At 70.3% G+C, this 18,751-nt stretch carries 18 protein-coding genes and 2 tRNA genes; 10 read left to right on the top strand and 10 right to left on the bottom strand.

Annotation, left to right across the window (positions count from 1 at the left end):
* Positions 1–10: 10 nt before the first annotated feature.
* The 3 genes from ABH926_RS12390 to ABH926_RS12400 all read right to left on the bottom strand — a co-directional run bounded on the left by ABH926_RS12390 (position 11) and on the right by ABH926_RS12400 (position 4,558).
* The gene (locus ABH926_RS12390; RefSeq protein WP_370365624.1) at positions 11–979 is read right to left on the bottom strand and encodes a carbohydrate ABC transporter permease; all 969 of its coding nucleotides are present in this window, start codon (positions 977–979) and stop codon (positions 11–13) included.
* A 2-nt stretch (positions 980–981) separates the two neighbouring features.
* On the bottom strand, positions 982–2,295 hold the full coding sequence (locus tag ABH926_RS12395) for an ABC transporter substrate-binding protein (RefSeq protein ID WP_370365625.1): 1,314 nt from the start codon (positions 2,293–2,295) through the stop codon (positions 982–984).
* 268 nt (positions 2,296–2,563) lie between these two features.
* Complete coding sequence (locus tag ABH926_RS12400; protein WP_370365626.1) at positions 2,564–4,558, bottom strand: DUF5107 domain-containing protein; 1,995 nt, start codon at positions 4,556–4,558, stop codon at positions 2,564–2,566.
* A gap of 130 nt (positions 4,559–4,688) precedes the next feature.
* Between ABH926_RS12400 and ABH926_RS12405 the strand changes: the two genes are divergently transcribed.
* Positions 4,689–5,474: a DeoR/GlpR family DNA-binding transcription regulator gene (locus ABH926_RS12405; protein WP_370365627.1), complete on the top strand. Its 786-nt coding sequence runs from the start codon at positions 4,689–4,691 to the stop codon at positions 5,472–5,474.
* Here ABH926_RS12405 and ABH926_RS12410 read toward each other — a convergent pair.
* Entirely contained in the window at positions 5,471–6,070 is a 600-nt protein-coding gene (locus tag ABH926_RS12410) for a hypothetical protein (RefSeq protein ID WP_370365628.1), read from the bottom strand. The genes ABH926_RS12405 and ABH926_RS12410 overlap by 4 nt on opposite strands.
* A gap of 152 nt (positions 6,071–6,222) precedes the next feature.
* Between ABH926_RS12410 and ABH926_RS12415 the strand changes: the two genes are divergently transcribed.
* Positions 6,223–7,026, top strand: a complete 804-nt coding sequence (locus tag ABH926_RS12415) for an SIMPL domain-containing protein (RefSeq protein WP_370365629.1) — start codon at positions 6,223–6,225, stop codon at positions 7,024–7,026.
* A gap of 70 nt (positions 7,027–7,096) precedes the next feature.
* Here the strand turns inward: ABH926_RS12415 and ABH926_RS12420 are convergent, their stop codons facing one another.
* On the bottom strand, positions 7,097–7,657 hold the full coding sequence (locus tag ABH926_RS12420) for an NUDIX hydrolase (protein ID WP_370365630.1): 561 nt from the start codon (positions 7,655–7,657) through the stop codon (positions 7,097–7,099).
* Between the two features lie 91 nt (positions 7,658–7,748).
* Here ABH926_RS12420 and ABH926_RS12425 point away from each other — a divergent pair.
* From ABH926_RS12425 to ABH926_RS12450, 6 genes are all read left to right on the top strand, one after another.
* A tRNA-Thr gene (locus ABH926_RS12425) sits at positions 7,749–7,821 on the top strand.
* Positions 7,822–7,899: 78 nt separating this feature from the next.
* Positions 7,900–7,973: transfer RNA gene (locus ABH926_RS12430), tRNA-Met, on the top strand.
* A gap of 108 nt (positions 7,974–8,081) precedes the next feature.
* Positions 8,082–8,246 (top strand): 50S ribosomal protein L33, encoded by a 165-nt coding sequence (gene rpmG, locus ABH926_RS12435; RefSeq protein ID WP_194892873.1) that lies wholly within the window; start codon positions 8,082–8,084, stop codon positions 8,244–8,246.
* A 124-nt stretch (positions 8,247–8,370) separates the two neighbouring features.
* Positions 8,371–8,841: a MaoC family dehydratase N-terminal domain-containing protein gene (locus ABH926_RS12440; RefSeq protein ID WP_370365631.1), complete on the top strand. Its 471-nt coding sequence runs from the start codon at positions 8,371–8,373 to the stop codon at positions 8,839–8,841.
* Entirely contained in the window at positions 8,838–9,266 is a 429-nt protein-coding gene (locus tag ABH926_RS12445) for a MaoC family dehydratase (RefSeq protein WP_370365632.1), read from the top strand. Before ABH926_RS12440 ends, ABH926_RS12445 begins: the two co-directional genes overlap by 4 nt.
* Before the next feature lie 157 nt (positions 9,267–9,423).
* A complete protein-coding gene (locus ABH926_RS12450) occupies positions 9,424–10,488 on the top strand; it encodes a UDP-N-acetylmuramate dehydrogenase (RefSeq protein WP_370365634.1) in 1,065 nt (354 codons plus the stop codon).
* A gap of 69 nt (positions 10,489–10,557) precedes the next feature.
* On the opposite strand, the gene ABH926_RS12455 is transcribed toward ABH926_RS12450, so the two are convergent.
* On the bottom strand, positions 10,558–10,935 hold the full coding sequence (locus ABH926_RS12455) for a pentapeptide repeat-containing protein (RefSeq protein WP_370365635.1): 378 nt from the start codon (positions 10,933–10,935) through the stop codon (positions 10,558–10,560).
* Between the two features lie 210 nt (positions 10,936–11,145).
* Here ABH926_RS12455 and ABH926_RS12460 point away from each other — a divergent pair, with 210 nt between their 5' ends.
* Complete coding sequence (locus tag ABH926_RS12460; protein WP_370365636.1) at positions 11,146–11,268, top strand: hypothetical protein; 123 nt, start codon at positions 11,146–11,148, stop codon at positions 11,266–11,268.
* A gap of 157 nt (positions 11,269–11,425) precedes the next feature.
* On the opposite strand, the gene ABH926_RS12465 is transcribed toward ABH926_RS12460, so the two are convergent.
* From ABH926_RS12465 to ABH926_RS12480, 4 genes are all read right to left on the bottom strand, one after another.
* A complete protein-coding gene (locus ABH926_RS12465; RefSeq protein WP_370365638.1) occupies positions 11,426–14,101 on the bottom strand; it encodes an ArnT family glycosyltransferase in 2,676 nt (891 codons plus the stop codon).
* Positions 14,098–15,384, bottom strand: coding sequence for a glycosyltransferase (locus ABH926_RS12470; RefSeq protein ID WP_370365639.1), 1,287 nt, complete (start codon positions 15,382–15,384; stop codon positions 14,098–14,100). The genes ABH926_RS12465 and ABH926_RS12470 overlap by 4 nt, the downstream gene beginning before the upstream one ends.
* A gap of 207 nt (positions 15,385–15,591) precedes the next feature.
* Positions 15,592–17,007, bottom strand: coding sequence for an ATP-binding protein (locus tag ABH926_RS12475; protein ID WP_370365640.1), 1,416 nt, complete (start codon positions 17,005–17,007; stop codon positions 15,592–15,594).
* A gap of 8 nt (positions 17,008–17,015) precedes the next feature.
* Positions 17,016–17,735, bottom strand: coding sequence for a response regulator transcription factor (locus ABH926_RS12480; RefSeq protein ID WP_370365954.1), 720 nt, complete (start codon positions 17,733–17,735; stop codon positions 17,016–17,018).
* 221 nt (positions 17,736–17,956) lie between these two features.
* Here ABH926_RS12480 and ABH926_RS12485 point away from each other — a divergent pair, with 221 nt between their 5' ends.
* Positions 17,957–18,613, top strand: a complete 657-nt coding sequence (locus ABH926_RS12485; RefSeq protein ID WP_370365641.1) for a TetR/AcrR family transcriptional regulator — start codon at positions 17,957–17,959, stop codon at positions 18,611–18,613.
* The last annotated feature ends 138 nt before the right edge of the window (positions 18,614–18,751 follow it).

Consider the following 18,751-nt stretch of genomic DNA (forward strand, 5'->3'; position numbering starts at 1 on the left):
CTCCCCCGGATCAGTACTCGATGGGGTCGCGGCGCAGCAGCCGGCGCAGCACGACCGTGAAGACGACCACCAGGAACAGACTCACCAGCGCGGCGGCAGTGGCCAGGCCCAGCTGTGGCGTCGAAGCCGTCGGGAAGGCTTCTATGTAGACGTACATCGCGGTGTTCCAGGAGTCCGACGGCGGCTGCGCGCCGCTGCTGCCGCCGTACATCAGGATCAGCTCGAAGATCTTCACCGAGCTCACCGTCCACAGCACCGCGCAGACCGAGATCACGTCCCAGCACATCGGAAGCGTCACGTGCCGGAAGCGCTGGAAGGCGTTGGCGCCGTCGAGCTCGGCGGCCTCGTAGAGGTACTCGGGGATCTGGTCCACGGCGGCCATCAGGATCGCGGTGTAGTAGCCGGTGGCCGTCCACACCAGGGTCCCCAGGATCATGGTCTGCAGGTGCTCGGTCGCCAGCCACTGCGGCGGATGGCTCCAGCCGAGCAGCTGCAGTACCTTGTTCACCGGTCCGGTGGGGGAGAACAGGACGCCCGCGGCGATGCCGAACACCATCGCGTTCACCAGGCACGGGAAGAACAGCACCGAGCGGGCGAACAGCTTGCGGTTCATCTCGCGCAGGATCAGCATCAGCGCGAAGGCGATCGCGAAGGTGAGGACTCCGCCGACGAACAGGATCTTCAGCGTGTTGGTCAGCGAGTGCCGGAAGATCGGGTCCTGCCACAGGGTCTGATAGTTCTTCAGGCCCTTCCACTTCTTCGGGCCGATGCCGTCCCACTTGTACAGGCTGGTCCAAGCCGCGTAGCCGACCGGGACCAGGAACAGCACGACGTAGACCAGGACGGCCGGGGTGGTGAAGGCCCAGAACATGCGGCGGCGCGAGCGCTCCAGCGGGGCCGCGCCGACCGGCGGACGCGAGGCGGACCCGCCCCGGGCGCGGCGCGCCCGGGACGAGTCCGGCAGGGTGGCGGTGCTCATGGTCAGCTCTGGCTCTTCCAGAAGGAGACCTGGTCGGACTTCATCTTCGAGACGAAGGTCGCGGCGTCGATCTTGCCGTGCCAGAAGTCCAGGAAGTTCTGGTTCCACACCTTGGTGGTCCAGTCGCCGGACACCCCGTCGAAGGTGATGCGCAGCTTGGGGGCGTCCAGGGTCTTCTGCACGTCGGTCAGCTCGGCCGGCGCCGGGATGTCGGTGCGCGGCGTGATGTTGCCGGCCTCGGTGGAGATGCCCGAGAGCGTCTTCTTCTGCAGGAAGTAGGCCATGAACTGCTCGGCCTGGCTGACGTTCTTGGCGTTCTTGGTCAGCGCGAAGCCGAAGACCATCGAGTCCGGCTGGGTCGCGCCCGGCGGGAGCATGAAGCCGTACTTCCACGTGGCCGGGATCTGCTTGGCGACCTCGGCGGTGACCCAGTTGCCGTTCATCAGGAAGCCGGCCTTGCCGCCGGCCCAGTTGGTCTGCTGCGCCGGGTACTTCGTGGCGGTGTAGGTCGGGATGATGTAGCCGCCCTTGACCAGCTGCTCGACCTGCTGCGCGGCCTTCAGCACGGCCGGGTTGTCCCAGGCCGCCCCGGTCTTGTCGGTCGCCAGGTCGTTGAAGTTCACCCCGCCGGCGTTGAGAAGGTAGTCGAACCAGAGGCCGTTGGTCCAGGGGTCCTCGCCCTCGGAGGCCAGACAGGGCTCGCTCTTGGCCTTCAGCGCGTCGCAGACCTTGATGAAGTCGTCCCAGGTGGCCGGCTGGGAGCCCATCGCGGCCGAGACGGCCGGGTCGGCGGAGTTGTAGAAGATGCCCGCGGTGCTGGCCTCGTAGGGGATCACCCAGTGCTGGCCGCCGTTGGGGTCCTTGGGCAGCGAGTCCCAGTACTTCGAGGGGATCGCGGCGGAGACCTTCTCGTTGTCGGTCGGGATGGTCATGTCCAGGACCGCGGAGAGGTCCTTGGCGTTGCCGTTCTGCGCCGCCGCGCCGTAGATGACGTCCGCGCCCTCGTCCCACATGTCGGGGGCCTTGCCCGCGGCCATCGCCGGGCCGATCTTCTTGGCCACGTCCCGGCCGGTCCACTCGACGTTGACCTTGATGCCGGTGTCCGCGGTGAACTGGTTGATCGCCGCCTGGATCACCTTGGCCTGCGGCTCGTCCTGCCGCCACATCGACCAGTAGCTGAAGCTGCCGCCGGACTTGCCGGAGCCGCCCGCCGACGAGCTGCTCTTGCTGCTGGAGCACGCGCTGACACCGACCGCGAGGACTGCGGCGGTGGCTATAGCGAGAAGCCGGGGGCCCCGGCCGGTGCTGCTGCCCATATTCGTTTCCTCCGAAGGCTAGGACGGCCGAAGAGCCGGACTGAGATAAGGACCGGAAGGATCACTCGGGGTGCTGGGAGGAGACAGTAGGACGCCGATCGCGTGAACTACAAGCATTCTTTGCAAGATTTCTTTCAGCGATGCGATATTGAGATCTCTGATTGCAGTGGCGCGCACAAAGTTGCAAAACCTGCGAGAAACGGCGTCACAAAGCAGCCGCAGCCCTGATGAGCTGCGGCTGAATCGGGTGCTGTGAGGAAGGGGGCTGCTACAGCTGGCGGACGCTGTAGTCGTAGCTGCACGGCAGCGGGTGCTCTTCGCGCAACCGCTGTGACACGACCGGACCGAGCCCGCCGGCCTGCCGGGAGTGGAACTCCCACCACATGTCCGACAGCGGGTCCTCGCCCTCGCGGACGTCCTCGACGACCAGACCGGTCTCCAGGATCCGGCGCGCCCGCACCAGATCGCCGGCGTTCAGGGCGGCGCGGCACTCCAGCATGAGGATCCGGCCGGCGAAGCGGTCGGGCTCCTTGAGCCGGTCGACGATGCCCAGGGCCTCGCCGGGACGCCCGGCGGTGATCAGCGCGCGCAGGGTCTCGATGGTCAGGGGGCGCAGGCGCGGTGAGAGCTGCCAGGCACGCAGATAGCGGTCCGCGGCCTCGTCCAGGCGTCCCGCGGACTCGTCCAGGATCGCGAGATTCCGGTGCGCCCACGCGGTTTCGGCCTGGGCCATCGACCGGTCCCAGGCCTCGCGGGCACCGGGCAGATCGCCGGCGTGATAGCGGTTCACGCCCAGATGCAGCCAGGTGAACCAGGTCGCGTGCGCCGGATCGCTGGTCGCCTTCTCCAACAGCGTCCGCCAGACCGGGCCGACGGCGTAGGACGAGGGCGGCAGCGCCGGGGCCGGCGTCGGCATCTGGCCCTTGCGGACCAGCGAGAGCCAGGACTGCTGGTCGCGGCCGATCGTGGCGTCGGGGAACGGTGTGCCCGGCAGGTTCAGGGCGCGGTTGCGGCCCAGTGCGCGGCGTTCCAGCGCGCCCCAGCCGGTGCCGGCGTGCAGGACCTCCTCCGGCGGCCGGTCGGCCAGCGCGGCCATCGTCGCCAGCTCCTCGTCCAGGCGGTGCGCGGGCAGCAGCTCGGCGAGGGCGGACGCGGCGGCCCTGGTGGCGTCGGGCCACTTCGCGCCGTGCACGTTTTCGGGATCGGTCTGGAGCAGGCCGTACGCCTCGACCCAGGAGAACGACTGGCGGCCCGGCAGGCGCAGGTGTTCTAGCTGGGTGCGGGCCAGGCCGGCCTGGATCTCGAAGTACTCCCGGCGGGGGCCGGACAGCCAGTCCTGCCAGTTGCGGCCGCCGGATCCGGTGCCCCAGTGGAACAGCTTGCGGCCGCGCATCCGGTCGGTCGAGGTCTGGAAGAGCCCTGATCCGCCCGCGTCGACGGCCGCGATCCAGCGGCGTTCGCCGTCCGGGATCTCGGCGAAGTAGTCGGCGCCGTAGTCGATGCGGCCGGGGTAGGAAGTGTCGGCGTCGCGCCAGCGCGGGAACGGGATGCGGCGCATCTTCCCGGTGTAGGAGAAGTGGTACGCCGAGGTCGCGGGCATCAGGGCACGGGTATCAGAGGTCTGCGGTACGGCGGCGCTGCTCCACCAGTAGACCGGCGCGTCCTCGGGGAAGGGGTTGTGGACGCGGACATGGACCAGCAGGGCCGGCGAGCCGTCGGGCAGGTAGCAGTCGAGCTGGTAGACCAGGCGGCGCTGGCGCTCGTACTCGTACATGCGCAGGACCGGGGTGCCGTCGTCGCGGGTGACGCGCACCGCGTGCATCGGGGAACAGGTGAGGGCGGTGTGGCCGAAGGTGCCCAGGTTCCATTCGACGCCGCCGGCGAACCAGGCGTTGCGCAGGCCCAGGTTGGCGAGCTGGAGCTTCGGGGGGAAGTGCAGGAGTTCGCGGCCCGTGGGTTTGTGGCGCAGGGACATCAGGCGGCCGCCGTGGCTCAGGAGGAATTCGGCGCGCAGGACGTCGTTCTCCAGCACCGCCGTGACCAGTTCGCGGTCGGGTGTCTCGCGGGTGTAGCCGTCCTGGAAGGTGTACGGCAGTAGGGATTCCACGTGGCCGTAGCCGAGGTTGGCGACCATCTCGGCGTCGGCTTCGGAGACGTCCAGGTCGCCGCGGGGGTCCGCGAGCTTGCGCAGCGGCGGAAGCGGGTTCTCCGGGCCGATCGCGGCCACCGGGAGCAGCGCGGAGGCCAGGCGCAGGACGCTCAACCGACGGCCCCCTAGGATTTGGCTAGCTTTGGCGCTGACACCTTGCAGGATCGCTTCAGTGTGCCAGAAAATCTTGCAAACAAGGTCACGATCCCGTCATGGTGTGCTTGGAACAGGGGAAAGGACCCACGTGAACCGCTACGAGCGCTGGAGCGTCCTGCTGGAGATGCTCGCCGAACTCGGCAGACTGGAGATCGAGGAGACCGCCGACAAACTCGGGGTCTCGGCGGCCACCGTGCGCCGCGACTTCGACGAGCTCGCCGCGCAGCAGCTGCTCTCGCGGACCCGCGGCGGCGCCACGGCGCACAGCGTCTCCTACGACCTGCCCCTACGCTTCAAGGTGGCCCGGCACGCCCCCGAGAAGCAGCGCATCGCCTCGGTCGCGGCCGGCATGGTCGCGGTCGGCTCCACGGTCGGCATCAACGGCGGCACCACGGCGACCGAGGTGGCCCGGGCCCTGGCCACGCGCGCGGACCTGGCGGGGGAGCAGCGCGGGCCGGCGGTGACCGTCGTGACGAACGCGCTGAACATCGCGCAGGAACTGGTGGTGCGGCCGTATCTGCACGTGGTCGCGACCGGTGGCGTCGGCTCGCCGAAGTCCTACGAGCTGGTCGGCCCGGTGGCGGCGGCGATGCTCGAACGCGTGGCGCTGGACCTGGCGATCCTCGGCGTGGACGCCCTCGACGCGGAGCACGGTGCCAGCGCGCACAACGAGGCCGAGGCCACCGTGAACCAGACGCTGGCCTCGCGGGCCCGGCACGTGGTGGTGGTCGCCGACTCCTCGAAGCTGGGACGGCGGGCCTTCGCCCGGATATGCCCGATATCCGAGGTGACGACGCTGGTGACCGACGGCGACGCGCCGGAGGAGATGGTGGCACGGTTCACGGATCTCGGTGTGCGGGTGGTGCGCGCTTAAAGCTGATCCAGCGGCGCGCTGATGACCACGTGGTGGTCGATGTTGGCGATCATCTCGGCGGCCAACCCGGCGTCGGCGCACAGGTCTGTCGCCCAGCGCTCGACGGCGGCCAGGAACGCAATCAGGTCGTCGCGAACACCCGCCATCAGTGCGGGCAGCGTGCCGGTCGCGATCGTCACAGAGTCCTGCGATTTCTTGTCCCCGCGGATCAGCAGCGCGTCGTCGGCGTGTTTGATCTGCGGTCCGGGATGGCCGTGCCAGGTGTTCGGCCAGTCCCGCCAGGTTTCGAGGTCGACGCAGCAGCCCGGGTTCACCGCCGTCCCGCTGTCGGCGGCCTGGATCCCGGCGCTGAGCACCAGGTAGTCCGCCGCCGCTATCCACCGCAGCGCTTCGGCGGCCGTCGGCTCGTGGTCGTCATCGGCGTCCTCCGGGCGGCACCACTTCGCGAGCGCGGCCATGACCGTGCCGATCGTGGCCGGCGGGGTCGATCCGTCGAGGACCTCCCAGCGGTACGGTTCCGCCTTCTCGATCGGCCAGGGCGCGTCGGACTCGTCGGCCCAGGGCTCGATCTCCACCACCGCGCGCAGCGTCGCCATCCGCCGATGATGGCACCGATGGCACCGATGGCACCGATGGCACCGATGGCACCGATCGCACTGATGGCACTGATGGCACCGATGGCACCGATCGCACTGATGGCACTGATGGCACGCGGGAACCGAACCTAGATCGGCCGCATCCAACGGCCATGGACCTCACCCTCAGCTTCACCCGCCGCGGCTTGGTGCTCGGCGTCGCGACTCTTCTGGCCGCCGGCGGCGCGGTCGCGATCGGCCTGTCCGGCAGCAGCTCGGCGCCGGACGCCAGCGCCGCGCCCTACGGGTCCGTGCTGGCCGCGGACTCCACGGCGGTGGCGCCGGACGCGTTCCCCGGCATCACCGTACAGGGCACCGGGAAGGTGACCGGGACCCCCGACACGCTCATCCTCACGCTGACCGTGAGCGACACCGCCGCCGACGTCAGCTCGGCGATGAACACGCTGGCCGCGACGATGGGCGCGGTGCAGAACTCGCTGACCGGCAACAAGGTCGCCACCGCGGACCAGAAGACCTCGGGGTTGAATGTCGGTCCCCAGTATGCGGATTCCGGCGGCAAGACGACGGTCACCGGGTATCAGGCCTCGGAGAACCTGACCGTGACGCTGCGCGATCCGAAGTCCGCGGGCGCGACGATCTCCGCCGCGTCGGCGGCCGGCGGGAACGCCACCCAGATCTCCGGATTGTCGACCGATCTGCAGAACACCTCCGGGCCCTTGAGTCAGGCGCGTGACGCCGCCTTCAACGACGCCAAGGTCAAGGCGGCGCAGTACGCGAAGTCCGCGGGCCGCACCCTGGGCCAGGTGGTGCGGGTCGAGGAGAGCGACGGCAACCCGACCCCCAGCCCGGTCGACGTCCGCGCGCCCGTGGCCGCCGGCGCGACGAGCGCGGTGCCGATCCAGATGGGCAGCACCGACGTCACGGTGACCGTGACCGTGGTGTTCGGCTTCGCGTGAGCCGTTCGGCCGCCCCCCGTTCGGGTCGGCGCGGCGCCGCACCACACCGGCGGCGCCGCGCCGGCCGCCCCTACCGCTCGGCCAGCACCCGCAGCAGTCCGACCAACGACGATGATGTGGCGATCAGCCCGGCGTCGACCAGCCCGAGTACCTCGTCCAGCGGAATCCAGGCGACCTTCTCGGCCTCGTTCTCCTCCGTCGGCTCGCCGACGTGTTCCGCGCCGACCGCGCGGAACAGCCGGTAGCGCGTCCGGAGCATGCCCCCGACCGGGTGAAATGACAGCAGCGGTGTGACCTCGCTCACCCGCCAGCCGGTCTCCTCCTCGACCTCGCGGCGCGCGGTGTCGGCCGGGTCCTCGCCCTCCTCGATCAGTCCGGAGGGGATCTCCCAGACCCACTTGTCGATCGCGAAGCGGTGCCGCCAGATCAGCAGCACCTCCTCGCGGCCGGCCTCGGTCCTGGTCACCACACAGCTGGCGGCCTCGCGGGTGCGGACCACGTGGTGCTCGAAGCGGGTGCCGTCGGCGAGTTCGACGTCGGCCATCAGGACGTCCAGCCACGGGTTCTCATAAACCGGCCGCTCGCCGTGCACGGTCCACTGGCTTCGGCTGCGCGCCACAGGCTCTGACATGCGGCTGAGCGTACTGGACGAGCACTGCGACACGGCGTCCGCAAACCCGATTTCGCGCCTGGCCCAAGACCGTGTAACTTATTCCTTGCTCGCCCCTTTAGCTCAGTCGGCAGAGCGTCTCCATGGTAAGGAGAAGGTCTACGGTTCGATTCCGTAAAGGGGCTCAGGTCACGCCGGTGGTCCGGCGGACACAAAAGGGTGAAAACCCGTGTCCGCCGGACTGTTCGGTTCGTTGATCGAGTGGCGGTGTAGCTCAGCCTGGTAGAGCAAGCGGCTCATAATCGCTGTGTCGCCGGTTCAAGTCCGGCCACCGCTACGCATTAGGCAGAACCCCCAGCCCTGCAAGGTATCCTTGCAGGGTTGTCCATCGTGAGGGCCGACCTGGGAAGGTCCGGAGCCCTCGAAGAAAGAAAGAGGCACCCCTGTGGCTGCTGTCGACGTCCGGCCGAAGATCACCCTCGCGTGCACCGAGTGCAAGCGGCGCAACTACATCACCAAGAAGAACCGCCGCAACGACCCGGACCGCCTGGAGCTGAAGAAGCACTGCCGCTGGTGCAACAAGCACACCCCGCACCGCGAGACCCGCTAGTCTCCGCAGTCCGCGGCCCGCACTGCCGGGCCCGCGCGCGCGGCCTGTAGTTTTGGACCGCCCCGCCGACTCCCCCGGGAGTGGGCGCGGGCGGTTTCTTCGTATCCAAGGAGGCACAGGGACCATGGCGCTGGACGCCGGTTTCATCGGCCGGACCTACCCGCCCACCGCGGTGTACGAGGTCGGCCGCGAGAAGATCCGAGAGTTCGCCGACGCGATCGGCGACCCGAACCCGGTCTACCGCGACCCGGCGGTGGCCCAGGACTTCGGGCACCGCGACGTGCTGGCCCCGCCGACCTTCCCGATCGCCATCACCTGGCCGGCAGCGACGGTCATCATCGAGGACCCGGACCTGGGGCTGGACTTCAGCCGGGTCCTGCACGGCGAGCAGCGCTTCGTCTACTCCCGGCCGATCTACGCCGACGACCAGCTGACCGCGACGGTGATCATCGAGGACATCAGCGAGCGCATGGGCCAGGGTTTCCTGAGCACCCGCACCGACCTGGCCACCGTGGACGGCGAGCACGTGGTGTCCGGGTTCTCCAAGCTGGTCGTGGTCGGAGCCGCCGAAGCCGCCGAGGGGGAGCAGTCGTGATCAAGTTCGCCGACGTCGCCAAGGGCGATGTGCTGCCCGAGCAGACGTTCCCGATCCGGCGCGTGGACCTGGTGAAGTACGCCGGCGCCTCCGGCGACTTCAACCCGATCCACTGGAACGAGCGCTTCGCGCAGTCCGTGGGCCTGCCCGACGTGATCGCACACGGCATGTTCACCATGGCCGAGGCGGTCCGCGTGGTCACCGACTGGTGCGGCGACCCGGGGATGGTCGTGGAGTACCAGGTGCGGTTCACCAAGCCGGTGGTGGTGCCGGACGGCGTGGACGAGGCCTCCGGGGCCCGGCTGACCGTCACCGGCCGGGTCAGCGCGGTCAACGAGGACGGCACGGTGCGCGTGGACCTGGTGGCGACCAGCGGCGGCGAGAAGGTGCTCGGACTGGCCCGGGCCCTGGTCCGGCTGCCCTGACCCGACCCTCCTGACCCGACCCTCCTGACCCTGCCGACCCTGCCGACCCTGACCTGCGCCGACCTTCTCGGCCGGCGAACAGTTCGGACTCCGTGACGATCGTTCGGAGACTGAGATGGCACGCCCGCCGGGCCCGGCACCCGGTAGCGTGTCCCTCATGCTCGAACAGGCCTCGGCACCCCTCGCGCCCCTGACCACCCTGCGTGTGGGCGGACCGGCGCGGCGTATGGTGACCGCGACCACGGAGCAGGAGATCGTCGAGACCGTCACGGACTGCGACCGCCGCGGCGAGCCGCTGCTGATCCTGGCCGGCGGCTCCAACCTGGTGATCGGCGACGACGGCTTCGACGGCACCGTGCTGAAGATCGCCACCACCGGCGTGACGAAGCAGAAGACGTGCTCGGGCCTGCGCCTGGGGGTGGCCGCGGGCCACGACTGGGACGCCTTCGTCGCCGAGGCGGTGGACCTCGGCGCGGTCGGCGTCGAGGCGCTGAGCGGCATCCCCGGCTCGGCCGGCGCGACCCCGATCCAGAACGTCGGCGCCTACGGCCAGGACGTCGGCCAGAGCATCGCCTGGATCCGCGCCCTGGACCGCGGGACCGGCGACATCCGCGGCATGCAGTCCCGCTGTCTGGAGTTCGGCTACCGCGACTCGGTGTTCAAGCAGAACCCCGGCAAGTACGTGGTCCTGACGGTCTGGTTCGGCTTCGACCCCCCGGCCGCCTCCGAATCCGAACGCCTGTCGGCCCCGATCCGCTACGCGGAACTGGCCCGCGCCCTCGGCGTCGAGGAAGGCGAGCGCGTCCCGCCGGCCCTGGTCCGCGACACGGTCCTGAAACTGCGCGCCGCCAAGGGCATGGTCCTGAACGCGGACGACCACGACACCTGGTCGGCGGGCTCGTTCTTCACCAACCCGGTCCTCGACGCGGACGCCTTCGACGCCCTGGTCGCCCGCGCGACCGCCGCCCCGCCGCGCTTCCCGGCCCCGAACAACCAGGTGAAGACCTCGGCGGCCTGGCTGATCGAGCAGGCGGGCTACCCGAAGGGCTACGGCGCGGGCCCGGCGACCCTGTCGACGAAGCACACGTTGGCGCTGACCAACCGGGGCGCCGCGGCGGCCTCGGACGTGCTGGGGCTGGCGCGGGAGATCCGGGACGGGGTGCGGGACCGGTTCGGCGTGGAGTTGGTGCCCGAGCCGGTTTTCGTGGGCGCGGATCTGTAGTTTCGTCATCAGGGGCGAATCGCAAGTAAGCGATCGATCACTGTATGGCGGACAAATCGGGCATGCGGCTCACAGAGTGAACCCGTCCGGCCATTGAGGCGGTTGCTCCTCACCGAAGGTGGCCTCTGCGAAATCGGTCTCGGCGTTCAGCGTCGCTCCGACGAAGGACGCCTCCGCCGCGAAGGCCGCTCCGTGGAACGAGGTTGCGCCGGCGAAATCAGCCTTGCCGAACTCCGCGATCGCGCCGAACTTCGCCCCGTGGAAGTCGGCGTAGCGGTGGAATCGCGCGCAGGTGAACCAGGCGTCGCCGGTGAAGGTGGCTTCGTCGAAGTTCGCACCGTCCGAGAAGGTCGCGTACTCCGCGTCGAGGGTGCGGATTGTTCGGCGGGATCCGCGGATGCCGGATCGTACGGCATGCGCAGGTAGGCGCAGAGCACCTTCATGCATGTCGAGCGGTCGCGCTCTGAATCGTCCGCGATCCGGCCCAGCGCGTAGACGCCGGCCAGCCGGTCCGCTGCCCGATCGCTGCCGAGTTGCGTGGCGGCCTGCGTGAAGCGTTCTGTGAACAGTTTGTCCTGGTCGCGCAGGTGGCTGGCTTCATCAGTGCGCTGCTTGCGATATCCCACATAGAGCCCGGCCAGCGCGCCGGATCCGCCGGTGACGAGCAGCGCGGACTTGGCGACGTCCAGCCGGTCCGCGGAGGCGCCCGGAACCACGGCCACCAGCACCATGTACACCAACGCTGCCCCGACCACGCCGCCCGCCAGCAGCAGCGAGTAGACCGCGCCGAACGGTGCCGGTTTGTATATGCGCTCTGGTTCGCGGCCGCGCCCCATCCACCTCTGTCGTGGGGATGAGCATTGTGGCGGTGCGGGGTGGACGCAAGCGGCGGGTGAGTGGGCCGTACCCCACTCACCCGCCGCGTTCGTGATCCTCCTTATGAGGTCGGCGATGTCAGGTCGTAGATCGTGACGTTGTCCACGGTCTGCGCCTTGTAGCGGGCCGCGACCCATGTGCCGATCGAGCTGCCCTCGTCGGCGCCGCCGTTGGCCTGTCCGCCGATGCCGCCGGCGATGTAGTAGTGGATCTTGTGCTGGGCGACGTAGGCCTGGAACTGCGCCAGCGTCGGGGAGGGGTCGGAGCCGTTGAAGCCGCCGATGGCCATCACCGGGTCGCCGGTGGCGAGCTGGTAGCCGGCCGCGTTCTGGGCGCCGATGGCGGCGGCGACCCAGCGGTAGCTCGACGCGTTCTGCTTCAGCAGGGCCTGGATCTGGGCGCCGGGGGTGCTGGCGTCGAGCAGGTTGCCCATGCCGCCTCCGCCGGTGCCCCTGCGGGTGCCGCCGCCGAAGCCGCCGGGGAGCTGGCCGGTGGTGCTGCCGCCCTGGGTGCCGCCGAGTTGGCCTTGGCCGCCGGTGGTGCCGCCAGTGCCGCCAGTGCCGCCAGTGCCTCCGCCGAAGCCGCCCATGCCGCCCGTTCCGCCGCCGGTTCCGCCGCCGAAGCCGCCCGGACCAGTCTGGCCGGTCGTGCCGCCAGTGCTTCCGGTACCGCCAGTGCCGCCAGTGCCGCCAGTGCCGCCAGTGCTGCCGGTACCGCCCGTGGTGCCTGTGCCCCCGGTGCCGCCGGGCCCACCCGCGAAGAAGCCCTGACCGCCACCCGGCATCGTGAAGCGTCCGCCGCCCCGACCGCCGCCGAACCCGCCAGGTCCGCCGAAGCCCGTGCCGGCCGGTCCGGCCGAGGGGATGGAGCCGCTGTGGCCCTGGCCGGTCGTGGCCACGGCGTACGCCGCCGGGCCCAGCAACGCCGCGCCCACACCCAGAGTCACCGCCGCCAGTCGCAGCGCCTTGTTACGTGATGCGTTCGCAGCGGGCGCCGCCACAGCCGGGCCGGACACTGCGTTCGTGTTGGATACAGAACCCTTCTCGCCATCGCCAGCGGTCGCGCCGCCGTTCGGTACCCAACTCGGCTGCCCGGCGACACCGTCGGCCTCAGCCGCCGGCACCGTGCCCGGCACGCTCTGCGCCTTGTCTACCGCACCCTGCGCCCCGGTCCGCAGCCAGCCCGGCCCGGCCAGCAGCAGCACCGTCCCGACCACACCGACGACCGCGATCAGATACCGCAGCCACGAGTACCAGTCCGGCGTCTGCCCCAGCAGGTGGAACGACCACCACGTGCTCACCCCGACCGCGCCGGCCAGGCCGATGCGGGCCAGCGGCTCGGTGCGCCGGGCCCACAGCATGCCGCCGCCGATGCCGATGGTCACGGCGATGAGCGGGGCCAGGGCGATCGTGTAGTACGGGTGGAAGATGCCCTGCATGTAGCTGAAGACCGCGGCCGTGCTCACCAGGGACAGCCCCCACGCCAGCAGTGCGGCGCGGGCGTGGTCGGTGCGGCGGGCCCGGCCGGCGGCCCACAGGCCGAAGACGAACAGCACCAGCGCCGCCGGGATCAGCCAGCTGACCTGGCTGCCGATCTCGGAGCTGAACATCCGGCCGATGCCGGTGCCCTGGCTGAAGCCGCCGGCACCGCCGCCGCGGCCGCCGGGGCCCCCGCCCGCGAAGCCTCCAGGCATGGTGACGGTCTGCCCGCCGGGTGCGGTGAAGGTGAAGCCGTTACCGCCGGCCGCACCCGTGGCGCCCGTCGCACCTTCCAGCGCGCGCCGGGCCCCGCCGCCGAAGCCGCCGCCGACGCTGCCGGTCTCGTTGCCGGTCAGGCGGCCGAAGCCGTTGTAGCCGAAGGTCAGGTTCAGGAAGCTGTTGTCCTGCGAGCCGCCGATGTACGGCCGCGAACTCGCCGGCCAGAACTGCACGATCGCCACCCACCAGCCGGCGCTGACCACGATGGCCAGTCCGGCGGCGCCGATCTGCCACAGCCGGCGCAGGAACCTGCCGGGGCCCAGAGCCAGGTAGACGGCGGTCAGTGCGGGCAGGATCAGGAACGCCTGCAGGGTCTTGGTGAGGAACGCGAAGCCGATCAGCGTCCCGGCCAGCACCAGCCAGCGGGTGCTGCCGTGCTCCATGGCGCGCACCACCGCGTAGACGGAGAGCGTCATGAGCAGGACCAGTAGCGCGTCGGGGTTGTTGAACTTGAACATCAGCACCGCGACCGGGGTGACCATCAGGGCGGCCGCCGCGAGCAGGCCGGCGGCCGCTCCGATCGTCGCGCTGTGGCTCCGGGTCAGGACCCGCTTCACCGCCGCGTAGACCACGCCGCATGTCGCGACGCCCATCAGCGCCTGCGGCATCAGCATGGTCCAGGAGTTGAAGCCGAGGATCCGGCCGAAGACCTCCATGACCCACAGCGAGGCCGGCGGCTTGTCGACGGTGATCGAGTTGCCGGCGTCCAGCGACCCGAAGAGCATCGCCTTCCAGCTCTTCGTGCCGGCCTGGACCGCCGCGGCGTAGAACGAGTTCGCCCAGCCGGAGGCCGACAGGTCCCACAGGTACAGGACGGCGGCGGCGACCAGCAGGCCAAGCAGGCCCGGCCGGGCCCAGCGCGGGTCGCTCTCCGGGCCGCGCCAGAACCGGGTGAAGCGTCCGGTGCCGCCGGCCGCCGTCGCGTCGGACAGCGGTCCGATCTCGTAGACGACTTCTGACGTCGGGGAAATCGCGCTCATGACAGCTCTCCAGAGGTCTGAGCCGCCGGGACCGGGGAATCGTGATCGGCGGACGTGGTCGGATGGTGCCTGGGGTGGAAGACCCAGGCGCGGAGCAGGACGAAGCGGGCCAGCGTCGACAGGCCGTTGGCGACGATCAGCGCGGCCAGTTCCGTGACCCGGGAGGGATGCTGCACGGCCGCGTGGACCCCGGCCAGCGTCCCGGTGGACAGCACCAGCCCGATGCCGAAGGCGACGAGGCCGCCGATCTGGTCGCGCAGAGCATTGCGGCTGCCGGTCACGCCGAAGGTGAAGCGGCGGTTGGCGGCCGTGTTGGCGACCGCCGTCACGGCCAGCGCGACGGCGTTGGCCGCGAAGGCCCCCATCGGGCCCCGCAGCAGTACGTAGAGGAGCAGATAGGCCAGCGTCGACAGGACGCCGATGGTCGCGAAGACCGGGATCTGCCACTTCAGCCCGGGCGGCGGGTCGGCGGCCCGGACCCGGGCCCGGACCGGCGCGCCGGAGGAGGAGCGCAGCGAGGCTTTGGCCACCCGCCACATGCCCCGCAGGTCGGCCTTGGCGGTCTTCACGATGTCGACGCGGGAGTCCGGGTCGTCGATCCAGTCCACCGGCACCTCGTGGATGCGCAGGCCCGAGCGTTCAGCGAGCAGCAGGAGCTCGGTGTCGAAGAACCACTCCTCGTCCTCCACCCGCGGCAGCAGCGCCTGGACCACCTCGGTCTTGGCCGCCTTGAACCCGCACTGCGCGTCCGAGAAGCGCGCCGCCATCGTGGTGCGCAGCAGGAAGTTGTAGGTGCGCGAGATGAACTCCCGCTTGGGGCCGCGCGCCACCGCGCTGCCCCGTGCCAGCCGCGTGCCGATGGCCAGGTCCGAGTGGCCGCTGAGCAGTGGGGCCACCAGCGGCAGGAATGCGTTGAGGTCGGTGGACAGGTCGACGTCCATGTAGGACACGACGTCCGCGTCGGAGGCGGACCACACGGCGCGCAGCGCCCGGCCGCGGCCCTTGAGGTCCAGGTGGACGGCGCGCACCCCGCTCAGCTCGCGCGACAGCCGGGCGGCCACCGCCCAGGTGCCGTCGGTCGAGGCGTTGTCGGCGACCGTGATCCGGAAGGGATAGGGCAGGTTCTCGACCAGGTAGCGGTGCAGTCTGCGCACGCTGGCTTCCAGGACGTGCTGCTCGTTGTAGACGGGCACCACGACCTCGACCAGCCGTCTGCGCGGACCGCGGGCCTCGCCGGTGCCGGCGTCCGGCGGTTCGCGGTCGGTGAGAGCGGTTGCGTTCATGGCACTGACGCTCGTGGGGCGGCGTGGGAGGGGAATGAGGCTTCGATGAAACGGACATGAGAAAGGCCGCGGCACTGGTGGGACATGTGAGCGTCTGTTGACAAAGTAGAGATCATCCACCGAATGGTGATCACGCTGTCGGGCTGGTCCGGCTACGGAGAGTCAGTGCCGTACTCATGGCGATGCCAAAGCCCTGATTCCCGCGGATCAGGCCTCGGCGGTGCCGGGCAGGGACAGCCGGGCGATGGTCCCGGGGCCGTCGTGCGGCCGCTCGAAGAAGATGGCGCCTCCGGACTCCCTGGCGGCGCGTGCGGCGATCGCCAGCCCCAGACCGCTGCCCGGCAGTGCGCGGGCCGTGGGGGAGCGCCAGAAGCGCTCGAAGACGTGCGGCAGCTCCTCCGGCGGGATGCCGGGGCCGTGGTCGCGCACGGTCAGCGAGCCGTTCGTCAGCCGCACCTGGACGTCCGAGCCCGGCGGGGCGAACTTCACCGCGTTGTCGAGCAGGTTCACCACCGCGCGTTCCAGGGCGGCACTGTCGCCGTGCGTGGTCCAGGGGCGCAGGTTCTCGGTGATGGTCACCGGGGTCTCGCGCGCGGCGCCGCGGGGGCGGACGCGTTCGATCGCGCGCTCGGCCACCTCGTGCAGCGCCACCGGGGCGGTGACCTGCGAGGCCTGTTCGGGGCGCGAGAGCTCCAGCAGGTCGGCGATCAGCACTGTGAGTTCCCGCATCTGCGTGCGGGCGCCGGTGAGCAGTTCGGTCCGCTTGCCCTCCGGCAGCGCCCGGCCGGACTCCTCGGAGCGGATCAGCAGGTCGATGGCGGTGCGCAGCGAGGTCAGGGGGGTGCGCAGCTCGTGGCCGGCGTCGTCGACCAGGCGCTTCTGCTCGTCGCGGGAGGCCTGCAGGGCGGCCGTCATCGAGTTGAAGGACTCCGAGAGCCGGGCGATCTCGTCGCCGCCGGACACCGGCATCCGGACCGACAGGTCCTCGGTGCGGGCGACGTGCTCGACCGCCGAGGTCAGCACGTCCACCGGGCGCAGTGCCGCGCGCGCCACGAGCAGGCCGACGGTGGCGGCGCCGCCGATCCCCAGCAGCGACACGATGATCAGCAGCCAGGCCAGGCTGCTGAGCGAGTCGTCGATGGGCTGGTAGGGCTGCGACTTCAGGAGCACGCCCGTGCTGTTGTCCGGTGCCGGGATGACTTCGATCCGGACCTTGTCGCCGGCGGTGGTGACCCCGTCGCGCCAGATGGTGTCGGTCGGCAGTCCTCCGGCGACCTGCAGGTCACTGGCCTGGCCCTGCACCTCGGTGGATCCGGGCAGAGGGCAGGTGGCGGTGGGGCTGTAGTAGGTGATGCTGACCAGGGCCTGCGGGTGGTACTCGTTGTCGCTCGCCGGACGCGGGCCGTCGCCTGGGGGAGGGCCGCAGGGAGACTTCGTCTGGAACTGCTGGCCGTGGTCGTGGAAGACCTGGCCGATGCCCGGTCCCCCGGCGCCGGCGATCGACTTGTCCATCTGGTCGTGGAGCCGGTTGCCCACCGCGACGTAGGAGATGAGCGACACCGCGCCGATCGCGATCGCGACCGCGACGGCGCACATGATCGCCAGCCGCGAGCGCAGCGGCATCCTCCGCCTCATCGCCGCCCGCCGGATGCGGTGCGCAGCGCGTAGCCGACCCCGCGGACGGTCTGGACCAGCCGGGGCAGGCCGTCGAACTCGGTCTTCTTGCGCACGTACATCACGTACACGTCCAGCGAGTTCGAGGCGGGCTCGAAGTCGAAGCCCCACACGGAGCGCAGGATCTGCTCGCGGGTCAGCGCCTGGCGCGGGTGGGACAGGAACATCTCCAGCAGCAGGTACTCCGTCCGGGTGAGCTCGATGAGCTGGCCGGCCCGGGTCACCTCGCGGGTCAGGGTGTCCATGCGCAGGTCTTCGTACTCCAGGACGTGGTCTTCCCGGGCGGCCGCGCCCGCGCCCGGCTCGGCGCCCTCGCCGACCAGCGCGCCGCGCCGCAACAGGGCCCGGACCCGGGCCAGCAGCTCGTCGAGCTCGAAGGGCTTGGCCAGGTAGTCGTCGGCGCCGGCGTCCAGGCCGGCGACGCGGTCCCCGGTCAGGTCGCGCGCGGTGAGCATGAGCACCGGCAGCGTCGGGTCGGCGGAGCGCAGCCGGCGGCAGGCGGTCAGGCCGTCCATGCCCGGCATCAGCACGTCCAGCACGACCAGGTCCGGCCGCGCGCTCTGGACCTCGGCCAGCGCGGCCCGGCCGTCGTTGGCGGTCCGGACGGCGTAGCCCTCGAACTCCAGGCTGGAGGCGAGCACGGCGCGGATGCCGGGCTCGTCGTCGACGACGAGGATCTCGGAGGTGCTCTGGGTGTTCTGAACGCTCTGCGCGCCGGCGGCACCGGCGGGACCAGCGAGAAAGGGCGTGGGAGAGCTCACGGCGACCACTATCCGTGGGGTCGATGAGGAACGTCTGAGAAACTTTCAGGAGAATTCTGAGAGGTTTCGGTCCTCCCCGCCAGGGTTCCCGCGCCCGGGGCTTGCGAGCTAAGTTAGTGAGTGATAACTTACTTCACATGACCCGCATGAGTGCCGAAGAGCGCCGCGACCAAGTGGTGCGTGCCGCCGTCGCCGAGTTCTCGGTGCGCGGCCTGGAAGGGACCTCGACCTCCGACATCGCCAAGCGCGTCGGGGTGTCGCAGCCCTACCTGTTCCGGCTGTTCCCGACCAAGCGCGACCTGTTCATCGCCGCCGTCGAGTACGGCGCGTCGCTGGTCCGGGACGTCTTCACCAAGGCGGCCGACGGCAAGTACGGGCACGCGGCGCTCGCCGCCATGGGCGATGCCTACCAGGACCTGCTCATGGCGGACCGCGAGGTGCTGAACATGCAGCTCCAGCAGTTCGCCGCGTGTCACGACCCCGAGGTCCAGGCGGCCGTGCGCAAAGCGATGCAGGGCCTGTGGCAGCACATGGACAACCTCTCGGGCGCCCCGGTCGGGATCCGCGTGGACTTCCTGGCCAAGGGCATGCTCTGCAACGTGATCGCCGCGATGGGCCGCGACGACAGCGACGATCCGGAGTGGCAGCCGATCCTCGCGGTGCTGCGCGACGACACCGCGGAGGCCGCCGCGGACGCCGCGGACCTCGACGCCGCGGCGGCCGAGAAGCATTCGCCCGGCAGCCCGGCCGAGCCGAAGTACGCGAACTACGTCGAGAAGGCGTTCACCGACTGACCTGACCGGTCCGGACGCCGTCCGAAAACCCCACAGCACCTTTTCGCAGCATCCTTCTGTCCCGACAAGTTAGTGACTGATTACTACCTTCTGTAGTTAGTGATTGCTAACTACTCAAACCGCCCTCATCACGAACCA

It is taken from the genome of Catenulispora sp. GP43, assembly GCF_041260665.1.
Taxonomy (GTDB): Bacteria; Actinomycetota; Actinomycetes; order Streptomycetales; family Catenulisporaceae; genus Catenulispora.